Genomic DNA, 19,558 nt, shown 5'->3' with positions numbered 1-19,558 from the left:
CATGAACGGCATCAGCCGATGCAAATAGTTCGACTGGCGCGGTCCAGTTGTCTTTCAGCATGCTTGTTTACTACGTTCGTGGCACTTAATTATCGCTCGGCCTAATGATTGTTTTCCAGCGATTGAGTTAGTAGTGAAACGCCACAGCTTTACGCACCAGTACGATCCTGTTTTTACCCGCTTAGTCCCAGACCCAATGATATTACCCAAAGAACGAGACCCACGATTTATTACGGTACGACGGGGTGGTACGCTAACCGATGCCGATCATCAGTTGCTCGCCTTGTGGGCGGCTGCCTGCGCCGAGCATGTACTGCACCTGTTTGAGCAGGTCAATGCGGACGATGAGCGACCACGACAGGCCATCGACCTGACACGGGCCTGGGTCAGGGGAGAGATTCCGATGAAACAGGCGCACAAAGCGGCTTTTGTGGCTAACGCTGCCGCGAAAGGAATGCCCGAGGCCGCCCGGTTTGCGGCCCTGGCAGCCGGACAGGCCGTAGCCGTGGCTCACGTTGCGGCCCATGAACTTGGCGCAGCAGCTTACGCCATCCGGGCTGTCCGGGAATCCGTTGGCGACGGCGAGAAGGATACAGCCGGACGACAGGAATGTCAATGGCAACGCGAGCAACTGCCGGATGAGATTCGGGAGCTTGTTCTTGACGACCAAAAACAGCGAAATCACTTGTGCTGGTATGCCTTCGATTGCTGATAACGCTGTTTGCTCCAGATTCTGGCAGCGACGAAGAAACCGGTCAGAAAGCTTAACGTCTACGTAATACGCCAACTCTCGAAATCACAATAGGGTAATCTAGTGCGCTCTACCTTTGCGCGTAAAACGCTGTCGACTAACGCGTTTATGATGCCCATGAAGTCCTCTTTTACTTCCTTTTTCCCAGCACTCAGCTGCACGGTCCTGGCTGGCCTTCTTGTGGCTGCCTGCGACGATCACCGGATTCCGGCAATTAATTTTCCGGCTTTTGCCGAAGCTTCAAACCCAAATGTGCTGGCTACCTCGCCCAATGGCACGGTTATCTACAATGGGGGATTTGGTTCGGCCCTGGCGACGGATCCATCGGATGCGAACGTGTTTTACCTGTTGACGGACCGGGGGCCTAACTCAGCGGGTGTGGCCGCTAACTCCATTATTTTCGGGAAAGCCGATTTTACGCCCCAGATTGGCAAGTTTCGGCTCGTTGGCAATCAACTGGTGCTGGAGCAGACTATCCTGCTAAAAGATGCGATGGGTCGGCTGCTCACGGGCCTGCCTAATCCATCGGGACAGGGCAGCACCGGCGAAACGGCGCTTGACCTGAACGGACAGCCCATCGCCCCCGACCCGAACGGTCTTGATTCCGAAGGGCTCGTTCGGGCGTCGGATGGCAGCTTCTGGATCAGCGACGAATATGGTCCGCACATTGTCCATGTTGACGCAGCGGGCAGAACGCTGGAACGTATCAATCCATTTGGCACGGGCACAGGCGGTCGCACGTTACCCAAAGTACTGGCCCGCCGGCGGCCAAACCGGGGTATGGAAGGTCTGACTATCACACCCGATGGCAAAACGCTGGTGGGGCTGATGCAGTCGCCGATGTATAACCCATCGTCGGCAGCCGTATCGGGGTCGACCATACTGCGCGTCGTTACGTTCGACATCGCGACCGGAGCGACCAAACAATACGTTTATCTGATGGAAAACGCCAGCCTGACGGGATGTAGCGAAATTGCAGCCATCAGCGCAACGAGCTTTCTGGCCCTGGAGCGGGATGGTGATTACGGCGGTAACCCGGCCAAACCCGCTACGTTCAAACGGATTTACAAATTCGACCTGGCCGGAGCCACCGATATTTCTGATCCAGCCAACTCGGATGCGGGTAAGCTCTACAATGGCTTAACGGTTGAACAGCTGAAAGACAAAGCAGGTCTGCAGAACGCTGGCGTAGTGCCCGTCACGAAAACGCTGGCCTTTGATCTGCTGACCCAGATTTCGCCCATTTACCCACACGACAAGGCTGAAGGTATGGCCCTGATCAGTAATGGTCGACTGGCGATCTCGAACGATGATGATTTCGGCGTGGTCGACAACGGTCAGAATGGCTTCACGGCCAAAATTTTACCCGCTACGGGCATGGTCGACAAAAATCGAATCTATTTCGTTACGCTGCCGGCCAACAAATAAATCCAGGCTAGTTTCCCAAACCCTAAACGAAAACCGCGTTGCAGACCCAATTGGGTGCCGCAACGCGGTTTTCGTGTTTTCCGGTACCCAGCTTATCTGCTGACCGGGAGATTTTTCTCCTGATTAGTACGTCTGTTGTTGCTTCTCGGTGAGAAGCCGCTTGATGATTCCGTAACGTCCTCCGTTTTTCTGCTGCGCTTTGTTCAAGTGGTAGCAGCATAAGCAGCCGGCTTTTCCTCCCTTTCCCTGCTGCCGGTCGCCGGCTTCAATAGTTTTTCCCTGAGGACAATCTTCGTTGGTATGATAAACCAACTGGCTCAGGCAATGAAATGGTGTTGTCATAAGTTGGCGTCGCCGGGCGACAGTTTCGATGGCAAAGTAAGCGCCGGATCATGAATAAAATCGTTCGGCAGCTGATTCATAACAGTTCCGTAATAATCGCCTGCCTGGTTGTTGTATTAGCCATGACCAAAGCCTGCTTCGGTCAATGGACTTCATTGGTACGTTATCAATTGATCAACCAGATCAACCAGGGTAAAGCCAGAAACGCGAACAGAACAAAAAGAAAAACAAACTTAATTCGACGTGGGTACCGGACGTAGCGGCTGTTGCCAGCCAGCAGATTCATTAATTCATTGACCCAGTGGGAAAGCATACAGACAAAAAACAGTGACTAGTCCTGCTTTGACGTTCATCGCCGGACTAGTCACCGAACGAACGGTTATGAAATTATGAATTGACACAGGAAGCCGGTAAAATCCGGAGAATAGTCAGCACGTTTGCAAACCCTGCTGCTCATACATGGCCTTATATTTGTTCCGGCTATCACTAAAATCGTCATTACGTTAGCAACTCCGGTGGTGCGCTGACTGGAGTCCTATCCTGACCAACCCAATCTACGCTGTATCTATCTGGTTAATTAAGCCATTCCTGTATGCCCCGTTTCTGTAGTCTGTTTTTTACGTTTCTGCTTGTCTATTCGCTCCGGCTGCAGGCCACCCCTTCCCTATCCGTTACGTATTCATTTGCCGACTCGCTGGCAACCCAGCGGCTCCTGCAACAGCTGGAGGCTTTTCAAACCGGCCCGGCGGCCCGTTTTGGTACCGTAGCGCTGTCGGTTCGGCGGGTGCGGGATGGGGTAGAACTGATTGGCTATCACAACCAGCAGAGCCTTTCGTCGGCCTCTACGCTTAAATTGATCACAACGGGAACGGCACTGGCCGTACTGGGCCCTACTTACACCTACACCACAACGCTGGAATACGACGGTGTTATCAAAGACAGCGTCCTAACCGGCAACCTGTACATCCGAGGTACAGGTGACCCCTCGCTCGGCAGTTGGCGGTTTCCCAACTATTACGACCTGCCCGCTCTGCTGGCTAGCTGGACCGATGCTGTCAGGGCCAAAGGAATTCGTCAGATTCGGGGTGCCGTTGTTGGCGATGCGGGACTTTACACTGACCTTACTACACCCGATTCATGGCCATTCAGCGACCTGGGCAACTACTACGGAGCCAGCCTGAGCGCGCTGAACATCAACGAAAATCTGTACCGCGTTTTTTTCAAACCCGGTCGGGCGGTGGGTCAGGCGGCAACCTACTCCCGCACAGATCCACTGTTGCCATACCTGACCTTTCAGAACTCGGTAACGACGGATGCAGCCAAAACCGGTGATCAGGTCAACATCTACGGTGCACCGTTTCAGAATCAGCGCTGGCTGACGGGTAAAGTACCGCTGGGGCCGGAGTTTAGCGTCAAGGGCTCCCTACCCGATCCGGCTTACTTTGCGGCTTACGCGCTGCAGCAAACCCTTACCAGCCAGAACGTAACGATCAGTAACACGCCTGTTTCGGTAGGGGGCGGTAATGGTGTATCGATCGAAACCAGGGGTAAACGAACGATACTCTCTCAGCACAAGTCTCCTACCCTGCTGGAACTGGCGCAGCAAACCAATTTTCAGAGTATCAACCTCTACGCTGAGGCCTTACTACGCACAACAGCGCTGGCTCTCGACAAAAGTGCCCGTTCAACAAAGGCCAGCATCAACGCGCTGATTGCGTACTGGATCAAAAAAGGAGTTAATCTGAATGGGTTCCGGATCCGAGATGGGAGTGGCCTGTCGACAACGGGCGCGCTGACAACCGATAATATGACGGGGATTCTGAGCGCACTGGGCCGGGAGAAAACGTTTCCGCAGTTTTACGAAACGATTCCGGTTGTGGGGCAGACCGGTACGGTACGTACGCTGGCGCGGGGGACCGCTGCCGCGGGGAAAATTCGGGCCAAGAGTGGCTCGATTGAAGGCGTCCGGGCCTACGCGGGCTACTTCACCGCGGCCGACGGAGAGCCTATGTGCTTCTGCGTATTCGTGAACAAGTTTACGCCCGGCTACAACCGTACGGTTACGTCCGAGCTGGAAAAACTATTCGTTGCACTGGCCGGTTTGTCGGGCCGGTAGCCGGGACGGATTGTTCCGGCTACCGGTATTCATTATTCTTCGCCTTCGTGCTCGCAGACAGTCACTACGTTGAACCAGTATTGTCCGATGGCTTTGGTTACTTCGCTCAGCCGCTGAAACGTCGGCGGTTTAGTAATGAAGCTGTTCGCGCCGTTGTGGTACGATGTTTCGATGTCCTCTCTGGCGTCGGACGTTGTCAGGACTACGATGGGAATATGCCGCAGCTGATCGCTGGTTTTGATTTCCCGCAGGGCTTCGCGACCATCTTTACGGGGCATATTCAGGTCCAGCAGAATCAGTTCGGGCAGCGTGTGCCCGGCTCCACTGTACCGGCCCCGGTAATTCAGAAAATCCAGGAGGTCTTCTCCGTCTTCGACAAACGAAATGCGGCTTTTCGGATAATGCTGGTGGAACGCTTCCTTGGTCAGATAGCGGTCGTCCTCATCATCATCCACTAATAGTATGTGAATAGGTTTCTGTTGAGGTTGATCGGTCATAATCATCTGGTAATTGACTTTCCGGGAGTATTACCATAAAGGTAGTTCCCTCGTTTGGTTGACTGTGGGCAGTAATATATCCGTGGTGATACAGCACAATGCGTTTGCAGATGGCCAGACCGATCCCCGTTCCTTCGAAGGAGGTCTTACCATGCAGCCGCTGAAATAATTTGAAGATGTGTTCGAGGTATTTTTCCTCAAAACCAATCCCGTTATCCTCAACGCCGATACACACGTACCGTCGGTTAGCGATCAGTTCAGGATACGTTCCCGGCTGAACCTCACACGCCTGAATACGTAGAATAGGCGTAACATCGGCCCGTTGAAACTTCAGGGCGTTTGAGATCAGATTTGTAAACAGATGGTCCATCTGACTGGCTACGGCCGGAATAGTAGGCAGTTTTCCTACTTCCAGCTGTACGTTGAGCCCTTTGATACGCAGTTCCTGATCGTCGAGAATGCGCTGAATAATCTGGCTCAGATTAACCGAACGAAACTCCTCCTGATGGCTGGAAATCCGGGAGAAGTTCAGCAGATCCTTGATCAGCTTCGACATGCGCTCGGCCGATTTGGTAATCTTGCCCATGAACATCATACTGTCGGCGTCGAACAGGTTCGTGTACCGATCCGTAATGAGGTTCGCAAACGACTGAATTTTTCGTAAAGGCTCCTGCAGGTCGTGCGATGCCACAAACGCAAACCGTTCCAATTCTTCGTTCGATGATTCAAGCTGCCGCAGCTGATCGCGCAGCTGCAGTTCATAGGCCCGGAGCTGATCCTCGTTCTGTTGCCGCCGTTCCAGTTCGTTGGTCAGCAACCGATAGGACATCGCCAGCGACAGAAACGTCAGCAGCGAGAGCAGGAAAATAACGGCAATGGCATTCCGGAAGTAGTAATCGGTCTGCTGCATGTGCGAATCGAGCAGTACTTTCTCGGACGCGATGGCTCTGGCCGACCAGACCCGGATTCGGTCCATATAGCGCTTGTCGGTTCGCAGGTAGATCGCCCGCAGGGTCGGCGACATAGTCTCGGTTTCGCTGACTAGCCGCGCCAGATTGGCCAGTTTGATATCAATCAGTTTGCTCAGCGTATCAATCCGTCCCGACTGCCGGCTACTCTCCTCGACCAGGTAATGCAGCCGGGCCAGTTGACCGGGAATAAGCGGCAGGGCTGCGTTATAAGGTTCCAGAAAGGCTCGGTCACCCGAGCCGACGTAGCCCCGCACGCCGGTTTCGGTATCTTTCAGCGACGACAATACGTCCTGAAGCTGCCCGATCAGTTCCTGGGTTCGCTGTACGCGCTTGCTTTCCTCGTTATACCGGTTGTAGGTCAGCAGCGACATAAAAAAACCCAGCGCAATCAGCACACTGGCAATCAAAAACCCGAGCGCAATACGCCGGTTCGTTGATCGCAGGAGTGATGGGGTTCGTTTTGCCATAACGTTAACAGGAGCCGAGAGGGCACAAATATAAACAAAAAGGAACAGGCACTTTAGCGCATGCCGACCAGTCACATAAGCCGCTGACCGGCGATCCGTTACTTACAGCGACTGGACAACCAGATTATGGTTGGTATAAATACAGACATCAGCAGCAATGTGCAGACTCTCACGTACCATTTCCTCTGCCGTAAGGTTCGTAGCGTGTTTTTTCAGCGCCAGGGCTGCCGACTGGGCGTACATCCCGCCCGAGCCGATAGCCGCTACGTCACTATCCGGCTCGATCACATCGCCCGTTCCGGACACCAGAAGCAGATCGTCTTTCGACGCAACGATGAGCATGGCCTCCAGCTTACGCAGGTAACGATCCGTACGCCAGTCTTTTGCCAGCTCGATGGCGGCCCGTTTGAGGTTGCCGCCGTAGGCATTCAGTTTTTCTTCAAATCGCTCGATAAGCGTGAACGCATCGGCAGTAGAACCGGCAAAACCGGCCAGAACTTTGCCGTCCATCAGGGAGCGTACTTTTCGAACATTACTTTTAGCGACCGTATTGCCCATGGTAGCCTGTCCGTCGGCTCCGAGCGACACCTGACCATTATGCCGGATGCCTACTACGGTTGTTGCGTGAATTGTGGGTTGCATTGATAAAGAACTATAATATTGCCTATAACGTACCATTCCCCCTTTTCATCGCATGGGAAAGCGAAAATTTAGCAAAAGCCCCTTCCTTTCCTGCTGGCAGCAGCTGCTTGGCAGGACAGTAAGAATGGGCGCTGGAGACGCAGGCGCCAGCGAGCGACTCACTCTTTTTCTTCGCTAAACGGGATTGGGCGGTTTACACTCTCTTCGAGCGAAATGAACGTTTCAGTACGTTGAATTCCGCTTACTTTCTGAATCTTGTCATGCAATACTTCGCGCAGGTGCTGGGTATCCCGACAGACGATCCGGGCGAAAATACTGTAGATCCCCGTTGTGTAATGAATATTGACCACCTCCGGAATCTTCTCCAGTTGCTTGGCTACTTCGGCGTAAAGCGAACTTTTGTCCAGGTAGATGCCAAGGAAAGCGCTGATGTCCCAGCCCAGTTTGGTATGATCGATAACCAGTTGAGAGCCGCGAACGATACCCATCTGCTTGAGTTTGTTCATCCGGACGTGGACCGTGCCGCCCGATACGAAGATGCGCTTCCCGATTTCGGTATAGGGCATATTGGCATCCTGCATTAACAAACTCAGTATTTTAAGATCAGTATTATCAATTTCTAAATTTTTGTCGGCCATCTTGGTAGCTTGTTTGATGAATGCTAACAAAACTACCTTATTTTTAAATATACTCTAAATTTTTAAAGATTTTCCTGTAAAATTTGCAACATAACAAGTCCATCTATTATATTTGCATTGTCAAGTTGATCGAGCGGGGTCACACGCCGGTCTTCTTGATAACGTTTCTTACACTGTAGGATGTCGAAATTGGCAGACGTGCCCTCCTGTCTCGGGGGTGGTGATAAAGGATAAACGCAGCATAATGCCGCCTTCGGGCGACTGGGGTTGACCACCAGAGTTGTACTGTAGCTAACTGCACCGTGGGCGGTTCGAGTCCCCCTCCTACAGCCATGATCGTTTAGACGATCGAATTGGTTTTTAGTTTGTTGATGAAGTGTAATCGAACACGCCGGCTCCATGAGTCCGGCGTTTGTTTTTTTAAGGTTAATCTACAGGATTCCAGGATGGACGGGATAATTAGAGTCTGTATCACCGTTCATTTTGGCTACTGCTCATTTCAGCAATTTAACCAACCCGTCTTCACAGATCTTTACAATTCCCTGAGCAGGAATCCCCGTCTCTTCGAAGCGATAGCAATCCTCATAATCCTGTAATCCTGTCCAAGCACTTATTCGCGGACTTTTTTGCCTATTTTTGTGGTTTATCAGTAAAAGACTCCCCCGTTTTTCGAACGTGAAGCATATCCGTAATTTTTGCATTATTGCCCACATTGACCACGGCAAAAGCACGCTGGCCGACCGGCTCCTTGAATTTACCAAGACGGTTGGTGCCCGCGACATGCAGGCTCAGTTGCTGGACGATATGGATCTGGAGCGCGAGCGCGGCATCACTATCAAGAGCCACGCCATTCAGATGCAGTACGTCCACAAGGGCGAAACCTATACGCTTAACCTGATCGATACCCCCGGCCACGTCGACTTCTCTTACGAGGTGTCGCGGTCCATTGCCGCCTGCGAAGGGGCGCTCCTGCTGGTCGATGCGGCTCAGGGAACTGAGGCTCAGACGATCTCGAACCTGTACCTGGCGCTGAATAACGACCTGGTTATCATTCCGGTACTAAACAAAATTGACCTGCCGGGCGCCATGCCCGAGGAGGTAAAAGACGAAATGGTCGATCTGCTTGGCTGCGAGCGGGACGACATTATTCCGGCCAGCGGTAAGGAAGGCATCGGTGTTCCTGAAATTCTGGCGGCTATCGTTGAGCGGATTCCGGCTCCCAAAGGTGATCCGACCGGGCCATTACAAGCGCTGATTTTCGACTCGCATTTCAATTCATACCGGGGTATTGAAGTTATTTTTCGGAACGTCAACGGACGTATCCGCAAAGGTGACCGGGTGAAATTCATGAACACCGGCAAGGAATACATTGCCGATGAAGTAGGTACGCTTGGCTTATCGCAGGTCCCCAAGGACGTAATTGAGTGCGGAGACGTAGGTTATCTGATTTCTGGGATCAAAGTAGCCAAAGAAGTAAAAGTAGGTGATACGATTACTACGCTTGATAACCCGGCCAGCGCTGCTATTCAGGGCTTTTCGGAGGTTAAACCAATGGTATTCGCCGGTATTTACCCCGTCGAGACCAGTGAGTTTGAAGACCTGCGCGACGCCATGGAAAAGCTCCAGCTGAACGATGCCGCTCTGGTTTGGGAACCCGAAACATCGGCGGCTCTGGGTTTCGGCTTCCGCTGCGGCTTCCTGGGCATGCTCCACATGGAGATCGTGCAGGAGCGACTGGAACGCGAATTCGACATGACCGTTATCACAACGGTACCATCGGTGCGCTTCGAGGTTCTGACCACCAAAGGGCAGGAACTGCAGGTTTCGGCTCCGGCTGACATGCCTGAACCGAACCTGATCGACATCATTGAAGAACCGTTCATTCGGGCGCAGATCATCACGAAAGCCGAGTACGTTGGCGGCATCATGAGCCTTTGCATGGATAAACGTAGCATTCTCAAAAATCAGGTGTACCTGACCGCCGACCGTGTTGAACTCCAGTTCGAGATGCCCCTGGCTGAAGTTGTCTTCGACTTTTTCGACAAGCTCAAAACCATTTCGCGCGGTTACGCGTCGCTTGATTACGAGTTCATCGACAACCGGGAATCTGACATGGTGAAGCTCGATGTAATGCTCAATGGGGATAAAGTCGATGCCTTGTCGGCCATTGTTCACCGGTCGAAATCATACGAATGGGGCAAGAAACTGTGTGAAAAACTTCGGGAGTTAATTCCCCGTCAGCAATTTGAAATAGCCATTCAGGCCGCCATTGGTCAGAAAATTATTGCCCGCGAAACCCTGAGCGCCCTGCGTAAAGACGTATTGGCCAAGTGTTACGGCGGTGATATTTCGCGGAAACGCAAACTGCTGGATAAGCAGAAAAAAGGTAAGAAACGGATGCGTCAGGTTGGTAACGTCGAAATTCCGCAGGAAGCCTTTATGGCCGTGTTGAAGATAAACTAAACCTTCGCGTTTCATAGTAAAAAGTCCCGCCATGATTCATAGCGGGACTTTTTTTGTGGTCATTCCGTATGAATTTCTCGGGCTAGATTCATCAAAGTGTCATAAAGCACTCTTTGATTAAAAACGTTTATGTCCCGTTTATTTCTGCAGTTGATCGCTATACTGCTGTTGTGCGTCAATATTACACATGCTCAGTACAAATACAGGTATTATAAAGACTTCGTACAGGTTGATAATACCATTTGGGCGCTTACTACGGAAGGAACGGTAAAAATAATCAGCTTAACCAACCGGAAAACGCTCAGAACGATTATTAACGACCAAGCAATAACTTATATAACCAAGGACAGAAAGGGCACAGTTATGCTTTTAGACAGATCTAATCAGATCAAAACATACAACGAAGACACTGGCTCCTGGAAAACGCGGCAAACGATCGAACAAAAACTGTTTGCGCTGGCATTTGATAGCCAAAATAATGGGTATGCAATCACGGACAAAGGAATTCTGAATCTAAAAACAAGAGAATTACATTTTTCGAAAATTCCTCAGAAATATTTTTTATTTCCCGAAGATAGTTGGGACAGAGTGACTTGCTCCTATGTAGATAAAGACGACATCATCTGGGTCGGATTTTATCTCGGAGAGTGGGGCGGAGGAAAACTTCTGCTTTTTAATACTGACACAAAAACATTTAGTGAGCCAATATTACACAAGGATACCAAAGTGCTTCCCCCCGTTCAATCTCTTTTCGGAGATTCTACTACCGTTTATGCCTCAGTCAGTTGGAGCAACGGCTCAGTTATTCATTTTCAGGATTTTCGGGCAACAGTATTGTTCGAAAGTAAGAACCACTGGGGCAAACCATTTGGTAAGTACAAGATACAGGAAAGTATTGAGGGAGAGCATATTGGTCCCGCAACGCTCAGTAGGTATGACAACTCGATTTATTTTGGATCGCAAAACGGTATTTTTCGCGGCAATCGATCTAAAGACCTGGCAAATGTCAAAAACTGGAAGAAAATTGTGAGTCCTACGTCAAACTGGTTTATTGGTCAGCCTATCTCCTTTGATTCACCTATGAATGTGGCAAAAATTGTTGCTACGGGGAAAGGGAAATTTGTATTCCTTTCACGATTAAATGGAATCGGATTTTTCGACAACGGCCGATTGACTATGATAAAGTAAGCGGCCTTGCATCAACCTCACAACATGCCTACCGTCATTTTCTTTTTACTCATTTCTCTACTTTCAAACCTCACTCCAGTACAGGCGCAGGTTCAGTACAAAGACTTCCTCCTGAGCGACAAAGCTATCTGGGTTCTTACAACCGGTGGCGAAGTCAGAATAATTGATCACAAATACAAAAAAATAAATAAAACGATACGTGATGACGCTGCTATTACCCATTTGGCGCGGGATAGACAGGGAATAATCGTTGTTGCCGACAATCTAAATCGGCTTAAAACGTATAACGAAGCTACTGACTCCTGGCAAATCCGGCAGACGCTCACCAATACCATACTGGGACTGGTTTTCGACAGCCACAACCGAGGGTATGCCATTACCGACAAGGGAATTCAGGATTTGGCGACGGGGCAGCTCTACTTCTCAAAACTGTCACGGCTCGCCAATCAAACGCTTCACGAAGACAGGTGGGAAAACGTGAGTTGCTTCCACATGGACAATGACAACAACATCTGGGTTGGATTTGACTTTGGGGAGTGGGGCGGGAAACTGTTCATTTTCGATACCCACAGGAAAACGTTTGTTAAGCCAATCCTGGCAGACACGGAAGAAAGACTCTATCCTGTCGCGTCGTTTTCTGAAGACTCGACCTCCGTCTACGTATCAGCCGCCATGAACCACAAGATGACGAGTGAATCAACCATTAGCCATTTTAAAAATTTCCAGGAAACGTTACTATTCGTTAGTAAAGCCGATTGGAAAAAACCTGTTCAGGTTGACACCGAGGTAGCCGTACCGACAACTCAGGGGGAGAATATTCAATCCGTCAGCTACAGCCCGTACGACAACGCTCTCTATTTCACTTCACAGAACGGCATTTTTCGCGGTACTCTACCAGATAATCTGTCTACTCCTCAGCACTGGCAACAGATCGCTATGACCAATATCAGCGCACAGAATTCTTCGTCAAAGGCTATTCTGGTCCCCAACAGCATCGATAAGATTGCCGTGGTGAAGAAAAACACCCTGATTTTTCTTTCGCAGTTCGATGGAGTTGGTATCCTGGAGAACGGGCGCGTAACTATGCTGCCGTAAGCCAAGGCCACCAGCAAGTCGGCTTTTGGCGTATAAACCCAGCCGAAAAACAGTTACTCTACACTAAACCGGCACTGGTTTTGCAGGAATTTGTAGACTAACTCATGTAAACAAAATGCGTCCTGGTCTTTTATTCCTCTGCTGGTTGCTGGCGGGCTCGCTGGTATACGGTCAGTCTAAACCACAACCGACCCAGCAAACCCTGTTCGCGCTCACGGCAGTCGACGATGCCAGCTCGGCCTTTCTCGCGGCTAAGTTTACGGTCGATGCCAAACTGGCGAAGAAAAAGTTTGCAGGCACCAGTCAGGGCACTAAAGCCTTTACGTTCGTGCTTCGGCAGGCCGATACGTTGACCGTTGTGGCCGAAGTACCCGGTTATTACATCAGCGAGGAGTTGATGGCCGTTTCCTGCGATACCTGCGCCGATTATGCCTACGTAGTCAGGCTGGCTAAACGGGAGGAAAAAGCCGATTCTATCTTCCGAAACCTGGAAGTAAACCGGACTTTTCAACTCGACAAAGTTTATTTCGACCAGAGCAGCTACGTACTACGTTCAGAGTCTTATCCGCAGCTGGATAAACTTGTCAAAACCCTGCAGACTACCCCAAAACTAGTCATTGAAATTGCGGGACACACCGATAATGTTGGTGATCGTCGACTCAACCAGGCGCTCTCGCATAACCGGGCCAAGATTATTCAATCCTACCTGATGCGAAGCGGCATCACGGAAAACCGTCTGCGTTTCGTTGGTTACGGCGACTCGCGCCCGGCGGCCCCCAACGACACGGAGGAAAACAAGCGCAAAAACCGACGGGTTGAGTTTGTGGTGCTGAGTATTTAAAAAGTTACGGATTATCGGATTATTTGGTGTCTGCTGTCGTTTATTTTAGACAGGATTTACAGGTTCTTCGCAGGAAAGCATCCTGTAATCCTGTCTAAAATAACGGTAATCCTGTCCATACTTTATGACGCTCAGCGATTCATCAACCACTCATTTTGTCCAACCCGACTCGATCGCCCGTAAAATCTGGGGTGACGCCGACGTCATTCTTCTGATTTTTGCCGGCTCGGCCGCGGAATTTGCCCTCAACCGGGCCGTTGACTGGTTGTTTTTCACTGGTAAATTACCCGCCGATCCAATTGGCCGTCTTTTTTCGACGGTACGCTACGCCCAGGAAATTGTCTTTGCGCCCGACTACAAAGCCCGGCAGGCAATTGCCCGTATGAGCGCCATTCACGGCGGGGTTGAACAGAAACGGGGGTATCAGATTCCCGACTGGGCTTACCGCGACGTATTATACATGCTCATCGACTATTCCATGCGCGCTTACGAAACGCTCCACCGCCCGCTGACGCTGGCCGAACGCGGGGAAGTGTTCGCTACGTTTCGGGCAGTTGGTGCCGGCATGCACGTTCCCGCCCTGCCAACTACCTACGCCGACTGGGTTGCAGACCGGCAAGCTCATCTTAACCAGGATTTAGTACGTAGCGAATTCACCGACAAGCTGTTCCAGCGGTACCGGGACGAGTTGGGCAGCTGGCGCTATGATCTGCTGCGGCAGGCGCAGGCCGTACTGGTTCCCGAACAGGTACATCAGCTTCTGGCGCTTCCCCGTAAACCGCTGCTGGCTTATACGGTTGGTTTGTATAAAGTTTTGAACGGCCTGGGCCTGCGTTCGGTTGTTCAGCGTATCTTGCTCCCTGCCCAGTACCTGAAGCAGATTCAGGACCTGGACCAGTAACCTACTTCATCAACATGGCGATCAGTAACCCGATCACTACGTCTATTTTCGATCTGTTTAAAATCGGACCGGGACCATCCAGTTCGCATACGATCGGACCCATGAAGGCTGCGTTCGATTTCCGGCACCGGCTGGCTACGCTCCCCGACGCTGTTCAGCAGCAGGCCGACACCATCCATATTCATCTCTACGGTTCACTAAGTGCGACGGGTAAAGGCCACGGTACCGACCGGGCCATTGTAGCGGGACTGCTGGGCTGGCAACCCGAAACCGTTGAACCCGATGCTTTGCTGAAGCTGCTCCGCGAGCCGGACGTAACGTACCCGGTTGAAACGGGAAAAATGTCGATTACCGTTGGGCCGCAGCACGTTCATTTTGAGCGCGTCCGTTACGATTCGCCCTACGCCAACACGATGGTGTTAAAACTGGCGGCTGGTGAGCAGACGCTGTACGAGGAAGAATATTATTCCATTGGCGGTGGGTTCATTATCCGGAAAGGCGAACCGGAAGTCGACCCGACCAGCGTATCGGTGCCGTACCCGTATGGTACCATGAACGAACTGAAAGCGCAGCTGGCCACCCATAAAATCACGCTCGACGAGCTGATGCTGGCCAATGAGGCCGCGCTGACGGGCCTGAGCCGGTCGGTGATCAACCAGAAGATTGATCAGATTCTGGACTTTATGCATAAAGCCGTCCGACGGGGGCTACGGCACAAAGGTACCCTGCCCGGAACCATACGGTTGAGTCGCAAGGCCCCAATTCTGTATCAGCAGGCGAAAGGCATGAGTCAGTCGTCAGACAGCTTTCTCATTTTCCTGAACGCCTACTGCCTGGCGGCATCGGAAGAAAATGCGGCTGGGGGCATTGTCGTTACGGCCCCAACGTCGGGCGCATCGGGTGTTATTCCGGGGCTGACGTTTTTGGCCAAACACCATTTTCATTACGATAAGGCAACACTACGTAGCGGCATGCTGGCAGCTGCGGCTGTCGGTTTTCTGGTGAAACACAACGCCAGTATCTCCGGTGCCGAAATGGGCTGCATGGGCGAAATTGGAACGGCCTCGGCTATGGGTGCGGCCTTTCTGACCCGCTGCGCGCAACCCACTGGTACCATCAATACCATTGAGGCAGCCGCCGAAATTGGCATTGAACACCACCTCGGCATGACCTGCGACCCCATTGGCGGCTATGTCCAGATTCCCTGCATCGAACGGAACGCGATGGGGGCCATCAAAGCCTACAATGCTTTTCTGCTGGCTACATCAGGCGCGGCTTCCTTCCAGAAAATTTCGCTGGATGCCGTTGTCAAGGTCATGAAAGCCACCGGGCGGGATATGTCGACCAAATACAAAGAAACGTCCGAAGCAGGCCTGGCTCTGAGCGCCACGGAATGTTAATAGTACCTAAGTAGCAGCTTTTCCAAACAATTAGGTGTTCCATGCGTATTATGGGTGACTAAGTCAATCAAACAACCTGGACTTAGATCGCTACTCAACACACATGGCAACAATTTATACACCCAAACAGCAACGGGTGCTGCTGATTACCAGCCTGATTATTATTGGCGGGTTTATTATCGTTGGTCTCAGCGGTTATATATCGGCTTTTCTGGGCGCGGGAATTCTTTACGTCGTTTTTCTACCCTGGTTCAACGCGCTGGCCATCAAACGAGGCTGGAACCGGTCGCTGGTCGTTACGTTCCTCATCCTTTTCTCGCTGATCGTCATCATCCTGCCCTTCCTGACGCTCAGTCTATTACTGGTAGGGCGGATTCAGTACTACATTCAGCATAGCGACGAAATTCTGGGTCTGGCCAAGAAGCTGGAAGACCTCACCGGTTATCAGATCACCAGTCAGCAAAACATCCGCTCGGCGCTAGCTCAGGCGGGTACGTATGCGAGTCGGCTGCTACCATCCGTAGCGGGCAGTGCGCTGGATTTCATCGTGATTATCGGGTTGATGTTCTTCACGATGTGGTACATGTATACCCAACAGGAGGATTTTCAGCGGGGTCTTCAGAAGTACCTACCCTTCAAGCGGGACACGCAGAAAGAACTAGGAGAGTCATTGCGAAACAACGTTAATGCCAACGTACTGGGGCAGGCGCTGGTTTGTCTGGTACAGGGTGCACTGACGGGCCTCACACTCTGGATCTTTGGTGTTCCCGACGCGCCGTTCTGGGGCGTTGTATCGTTTTTTATGGCATTTATCCCCGTGCTGGGTACGCCCATTATCTGGGCACCGGCTGGTCTGATTCAACTCTCGCAGGGTAACACGGCGCAGGGGATTGGTATTCTGGTTGTTGGCGCAGTGGTTATCATCAACATCGACAATCTGCTACGGATTGCCTTAGCCAAACGCATGGGCGATATTCACCCCTGGATCACCCTGGCCGGTATCGTGCTCGGCGTACCCATTTTCGGTATCCTGGGACTGGTGATGGGTCCCCTGCTTCTCTCCTACTTTGTGGTGCTGATGAAAGTCTTCGAACGCCAAAACCGCGAACAGGAAAAAGAAGTCGTCATCGACAAGCTCGAAACCCAACAGCAAGCAGAGAGAGAAGTTTAAAGAGCGAAAGATAGAAAGAGCGAAAGACTGAAAGAGCGGCCTCCGGTAGAAATATTTCTACCGGAGGCCGCTCTTTCAGTCTTTCGCTCTTTGAAAATTTATTCCCGTCTCGTCACTTTGCTCGCTCCGGAAGCTTCAGATTCGAGGGAGGTTACGTGGCCCAGGTTGACGTGGCTGGCTCCGCTGGCTTCGACGATTGCTTTGTCGATGTTCGTGTCAGTCGCGTCCACTTTGCTGGCCCCGCTCAGGTCTACTTCGAGCGTTTTGATCTGCCCGCGTAGTACGACATTCGACGCGCCCGACAGATCAACGTTCATAGTATTGACCGTACCGTCGAATACCGTGCGGCAGGCGCCACTCATGTCGAGGTCCAGATCGTCGAAGTTGCCGAAGCCGACCAGGCTTGCTTTCGACGCGCCCGACAGATGCAGCTCGTTGATTGTAGGTACCGTAATGGTCAGGCCGATACGTTTGCGGTTGCCCCAGTTAAACATCCCCTTTCCCTTGATGTACACTTTAAGCTGATCGCCTTCCACTCTAACATTGATGTCCTCCAAATCTTCTTCGCGACCGTCGGCCACCACTTTATACTGATCACCTTTCCGGAAACGTACCACGAAGGCGCCGGCGACATCGACTTTCTCGAACGAGGTTACTGAGAATTGCCGGGTGTTCGCACCAATCCGGTCGAAGTCGTCGCCCAGTTCGCGGGTAACGGCGCCTTGTACGTCCTCGGTGATGTCGGTTACGTCATTGTCTTCTTCGTCACCCCGGTAATCTTTTTCACGGGGATAGTTCAGGCAGACCAGCCCTTCGGCCCGGCTGATTTTCCAGATGCTGTTACCCATTCGTTCCAGTTCTTTCTCGCCAAATTCGTTCCGGATGTAGCGGGCAAAATCCTCGGTCATGCGAAATGGCTTTTCGTACGGAATCATCAGTTCCATATCCAGATCCTGCGCCCGAAAATGGGCACCGGCTTTCAGTTCCGTGGTGTTGTTAAACCGGATAACCGAGTCGCGTACTACGTAGCTGTATTCGAGCTGCCGGGCGTTGGCCTGCGCTTCGGCCCGGGTAGTACCCTGCGCCCGAAAATGCTGTACCAGGTTAATGGTCGTACCTTCGTAGCCCATCAGTTCGATGGATGGATTTTCCCCGAATGAATCATCGTCGTTGTCGTTCAGCGCAAAGGTTGGCGTAGCGGCTGCTACGTTCAGCACTTTTGTTTCTTCGACCGTTCCCCGGCGCTGAAAACCGTGGATCAATGGCATAGCCGTTCCCCCAAAAATCAGCATACTCACCAGCCAAACACCCGCCAGCGCCAGCGCCGTCCGACTATGAATGACTGCCCGGTTGGTAATCAGCATCACCCCCAGAATACCAAGCCCTAAGGCGGGTAAAAACCCGAGCAGAAACGTAGACAGAATCATGGGCATTGTTATGTCCGCCCGGAACAGGTCCACCGGGAGACTATGTCTGAAGGGCATACCCGATCCGATACCAACCGCTGCGCCCAACATGACCAGGCAGGCCGCCATGCCAGCAAAGGCCGCGATCAGCAGGGCAATCCCGGCAATAACCCGGATCAAGGTAACGGTTCCGTTCAGCAGTGGCCCAAGAGCACTACCTAGTCCGTTAATGATGACCGATATAGCCCGAAACGGAAGCAGCAAAATCCGGGTCAGCGTACTTTCATCGTTAGGAGTTTCGTTGATGTTCAGATTCTGCTTGATGCTGTGCTCAATATTCGACAACGTAATGGGCTGACCCTGCATTTCCATTTTTTCGGTCAGCGTATTAGCCTGGGGCGAAATGAGCCACAATACGATATAGAGCAGAAAACCGACGCCGAAGAAAACAATACCCAGCACGAACAGCAACCGGATGACGCCGATATCGACGCCAAAATAAGCTGCCAGCCCGGAAGCGACCCCGCCCAGTACTTTGTCTTCGGGGTTGCGGAAGAATTTTTTAACCGTTTTATCGTCTTCAATGGTGCCAACGCCGGGCAGCGCAATCCACATGGCGATGTAGATCAGGACGGTGAAACCGCTCAACCCACCAAAGAAATCGCCGTTGCCCGACGCTCCCATCAGGGCCGGAAACCCAACAACCAGGGCTACAAAGATGAGCCGTACCCAAACGACATCCCAGTTGAAGTAGTGAGCCAGACCGGCCGCTACCCCACCCAGCGTTTTCCGGCGTAGGTCACGCACCAGTCGGCGTGGCTGTGCATAGGCACCACCGTCTGTTGGTTGCGACCCATACCCACTACCAGTCGTACTGGCAGGACGGGGGGTGTTTGGGGGAACTGCGCCAGTACCGGCAGCCGAATGGCGGCCACCGCCGGTAACCAGAATCTCCTCTTCTTCAACGGCTTCAAAATCAGCAACGGTGCCCATAGCGGCAACCAGTTCGTTGACATCTTCCATTGATACCGCCTGCTTGTCAGCGGCTTTCAGTTTCGCCAGCAATTTTTCGGCGATACGGTTTTCGATATCCGTAATAATTTCCTGACTGTCTTCGTAGGTCGAGAAATACTGCTGTATCGTTGTCAGGTAGTTTCTTAATTTCTCATAGCCATCCTCTTCGATGTGGAAGATGACCCCACTGATGTTGATGCTGATGGTCTTTTTCATGATCTAATACA

The 19,558-nt window shown here is 51.8% G+C and carries 17 protein-coding genes; 10 read left to right on the top strand and 7 right to left on the bottom strand.

Going from position 1 to position 19,558, the window contains the following annotated elements; all coding sequences use genetic code 11:
- Positions 1-196 precede the first annotated feature (196 nt).
- Entirely contained in the window at positions 197-712 is a 516-nt protein-coding gene (locus HU175_RS12210) for a putative immunity protein (RefSeq protein WP_176566866.1), read from the top strand.
- A 156-nt stretch (positions 713-868) separates the two neighbouring features.
- Positions 869-2,179, top strand: a complete 1,311-nt coding sequence (locus HU175_RS12205; RefSeq protein ID WP_228724405.1) for an esterase-like activity of phytase family protein — start codon at positions 869-871, stop codon at positions 2,177-2,179.
- A 123-nt stretch (positions 2,180-2,302) separates the two neighbouring features.
- On the opposite strand, the gene HU175_RS12200 is transcribed toward HU175_RS12205, so the two are convergent.
- Together HU175_RS12200 and HU175_RS12195 are read right to left on the bottom strand one after the other, a co-directional pair.
- Positions 2,303-2,521 (bottom strand): hypothetical protein, encoded by a 219-nt coding sequence (locus HU175_RS12200; RefSeq protein WP_176566865.1) that lies wholly within the window; start codon positions 2,519-2,521, stop codon positions 2,303-2,305.
- Positions 2,522-2,687: 166 nt separating this feature from the next.
- Positions 2,688-2,834, bottom strand: coding sequence for a hypothetical protein (locus HU175_RS12195; protein ID WP_176566864.1), 147 nt, complete (start codon positions 2,832-2,834; stop codon positions 2,688-2,690).
- 279 nt (positions 2,835-3,113) lie between these two features.
- On the opposite strand from HU175_RS12195, the gene dacB reads away from it, so the two are divergent.
- Positions 3,114-4,637, top strand: coding sequence for a D-alanyl-D-alanine carboxypeptidase/D-alanyl-D-alanine-endopeptidase (dacB, locus tag HU175_RS12190; protein WP_176566863.1), 1,524 nt, complete (start codon positions 3,114-3,116; stop codon positions 4,635-4,637).
- 32 nt (positions 4,638-4,669) lie between these two features.
- Here the strand turns inward: dacB and HU175_RS12185 are convergent, their stop codons facing one another.
- The 4 genes from HU175_RS12185 to HU175_RS12170 all read right to left on the bottom strand — a co-directional run bounded on the left by HU175_RS12185 (position 4,670) and on the right by HU175_RS12170 (position 7,852).
- A complete protein-coding gene (locus HU175_RS12185) occupies positions 4,670-5,134 on the bottom strand; it encodes a response regulator (RefSeq protein WP_176566862.1) in 465 nt (154 codons plus the stop codon).
- The gene (locus HU175_RS12180) at positions 5,085-6,572 is read right to left on the bottom strand and encodes a sensor histidine kinase (protein ID WP_176566861.1); all 1,488 of its coding nucleotides are present in this window, start codon (positions 6,570-6,572) and stop codon (positions 5,085-5,087) included. Before HU175_RS12180 ends, HU175_RS12185 begins: the two co-directional genes overlap by 50 nt.
- A 102-nt stretch (positions 6,573-6,674) precedes the next feature.
- Positions 6,675-7,214, bottom strand: a complete 540-nt coding sequence (gene hslV / locus HU175_RS12175; RefSeq protein ID WP_176566860.1) for an ATP-dependent protease subunit HslV — start codon at positions 7,212-7,214, stop codon at positions 6,675-6,677.
- A gap of 158 nt (positions 7,215-7,372) precedes the next feature.
- A complete protein-coding gene (locus HU175_RS12170; RefSeq protein WP_176566859.1) occupies positions 7,373-7,852 on the bottom strand; it encodes an Lrp/AsnC ligand binding domain-containing protein in 480 nt (159 codons plus the stop codon).
- Between the two features lie 675 nt (positions 7,853-8,527).
- On the opposite strand from HU175_RS12170, the gene lepA reads away from it, so the two are divergent.
- From lepA to HU175_RS12135, 7 genes are all read left to right on the top strand, one after another.
- The gene (gene lepA / locus HU175_RS12165; RefSeq protein ID WP_176566858.1) at positions 8,528-10,315 is read left to right on the top strand and encodes a translation elongation factor 4; all 1,788 of its coding nucleotides are present in this window, start codon (positions 8,528-8,530) and stop codon (positions 10,313-10,315) included.
- A 129-nt stretch (positions 10,316-10,444) separates the two neighbouring features.
- Entirely contained in the window at positions 10,445-11,503 is a 1,059-nt protein-coding gene (locus HU175_RS12160) for a hypothetical protein (protein ID WP_176566857.1), read from the top strand.
- A gap of 24 nt (positions 11,504-11,527) precedes the next feature.
- Positions 11,528-12,598 carry a hypothetical protein gene (locus tag HU175_RS12155; RefSeq protein WP_176566856.1) on the top strand — a complete coding sequence of 357 codons (1,071 nt, stop codon included), beginning with the start codon at positions 11,528-11,530 and terminating at the stop codon, positions 12,596-12,598.
- 115 nt (positions 12,599-12,713) lie between these two features.
- Positions 12,714-13,439 carry an OmpA family protein gene (locus HU175_RS12150; RefSeq protein WP_176566855.1) on the top strand — a complete coding sequence of 242 codons (726 nt, stop codon included), beginning with the start codon at positions 12,714-12,716 and terminating at the stop codon, positions 13,437-13,439.
- Between the two features lie 124 nt (positions 13,440-13,563).
- Positions 13,564-14,340, top strand: a complete 777-nt coding sequence (locus HU175_RS12145; protein WP_176566854.1) for an oxygenase MpaB family protein — start codon at positions 13,564-13,566, stop codon at positions 14,338-14,340.
- A gap of 14 nt (positions 14,341-14,354) precedes the next feature.
- Positions 14,355-15,740, top strand: coding sequence for an L-serine ammonia-lyase (locus HU175_RS12140; protein WP_176566853.1), 1,386 nt, complete (start codon positions 14,355-14,357; stop codon positions 15,738-15,740).
- Between the two features lie 103 nt (positions 15,741-15,843).
- Positions 15,844-16,911 carry an AI-2E family transporter gene (locus HU175_RS12135; protein ID WP_176566852.1) on the top strand — a complete coding sequence of 356 codons (1,068 nt, stop codon included), beginning with the start codon at positions 15,844-15,846 and terminating at the stop codon, positions 16,909-16,911.
- A gap of 98 nt (positions 16,912-17,009) precedes the next feature.
- Here HU175_RS12135 and HU175_RS12130 read toward each other — a convergent pair whose 3' ends face one another.
- Positions 17,010-19,547 (bottom strand): PspC domain-containing protein, encoded by a 2,538-nt coding sequence (locus HU175_RS12130; RefSeq protein WP_176566851.1) that lies wholly within the window; start codon positions 19,545-19,547, stop codon positions 17,010-17,012.
- Between the last annotated feature and the right edge of the window lie 11 nt (positions 19,548-19,558).

It is taken from the genome of Spirosoma sp. KUDC1026, assembly GCF_013375035.1.
Classification (GTDB): Bacteria; Bacteroidota; Bacteroidia; order Cytophagales; family Spirosomataceae; genus Spirosoma.
This window is presented reverse-complemented; position numbering and strand designations above follow the sequence as displayed.

Coding starts and splice junctions, on each gene's coding strand:
- HU175_RS12210 (WP_176566866.1), top strand. CDS start 197: ATGATATTACCCAAAGAACGAGACCCACGATTTATTACGGTACGACGG.
- HU175_RS12205 (WP_228724405.1), top strand. CDS start 869: ATGAAGTCCTCTTTTACTTCCTTTTTCCCAGCACTCAGCTGCACGGTC.
- HU175_RS12200 (WP_176566865.1), bottom strand. CDS start 2,521: ATGACAACACCATTTCATTGCCTGAGCCAGTTGGTTTATCATACCAAC.
- HU175_RS12195 (WP_176566864.1), bottom strand. CDS start 2,834: ATGCTTTCCCACTGGGTCAATGAATTAATGAATCTGCTGGCTGGCAAC.
- dacB (WP_176566863.1), top strand. CDS start 3,114: ATGCCCCGTTTCTGTAGTCTGTTTTTTACGTTTCTGCTTGTCTATTCG.
- HU175_RS12185 (WP_176566862.1), bottom strand. CDS start 5,134: ATGACCGATCAACCTCAACAGAAACCTATTCACATACTATTAGTGGAT.
- HU175_RS12180 (WP_176566861.1), bottom strand. CDS start 6,572: ATGGCAAAACGAACCCCATCACTCCTGCGATCAACGAACCGGCGTATT.
- hslV (WP_176566860.1), bottom strand. CDS start 7,214: ATGCAACCCACAATTCACGCAACAACCGTAGTAGGCATCCGGCATAAT.
- HU175_RS12170 (WP_176566859.1), bottom strand. CDS start 7,852: ATGGCCGACAAAAATTTAGAAATTGATAATACTGATCTTAAAATACTG.
- HU175_RS12160 (WP_176566857.1), top strand. CDS start 10,445: ATGTCCCGTTTATTTCTGCAGTTGATCGCTATACTGCTGTTGTGCGTC.
- HU175_RS12155 (WP_176566856.1), top strand. CDS start 11,528: ATGCCTACCGTCATTTTCTTTTTACTCATTTCTCTACTTTCAAACCTC.
- HU175_RS12150 (WP_176566855.1), top strand. CDS start 12,714: ATGCGTCCTGGTCTTTTATTCCTCTGCTGGTTGCTGGCGGGCTCGCTG.
- HU175_RS12145 (WP_176566854.1), top strand. CDS start 13,564: ATGACGCTCAGCGATTCATCAACCACTCATTTTGTCCAACCCGACTCG.
- HU175_RS12140 (WP_176566853.1), top strand. CDS start 14,355: ATGGCGATCAGTAACCCGATCACTACGTCTATTTTCGATCTGTTTAAA.
- HU175_RS12135 (WP_176566852.1), top strand. CDS start 15,844: ATGGCAACAATTTATACACCCAAACAGCAACGGGTGCTGCTGATTACC.
- HU175_RS12130 (WP_176566851.1), bottom strand. CDS start 19,547: ATGAAAAAGACCATCAGCATCAACATCAGTGGGGTCATCTTCCACATC.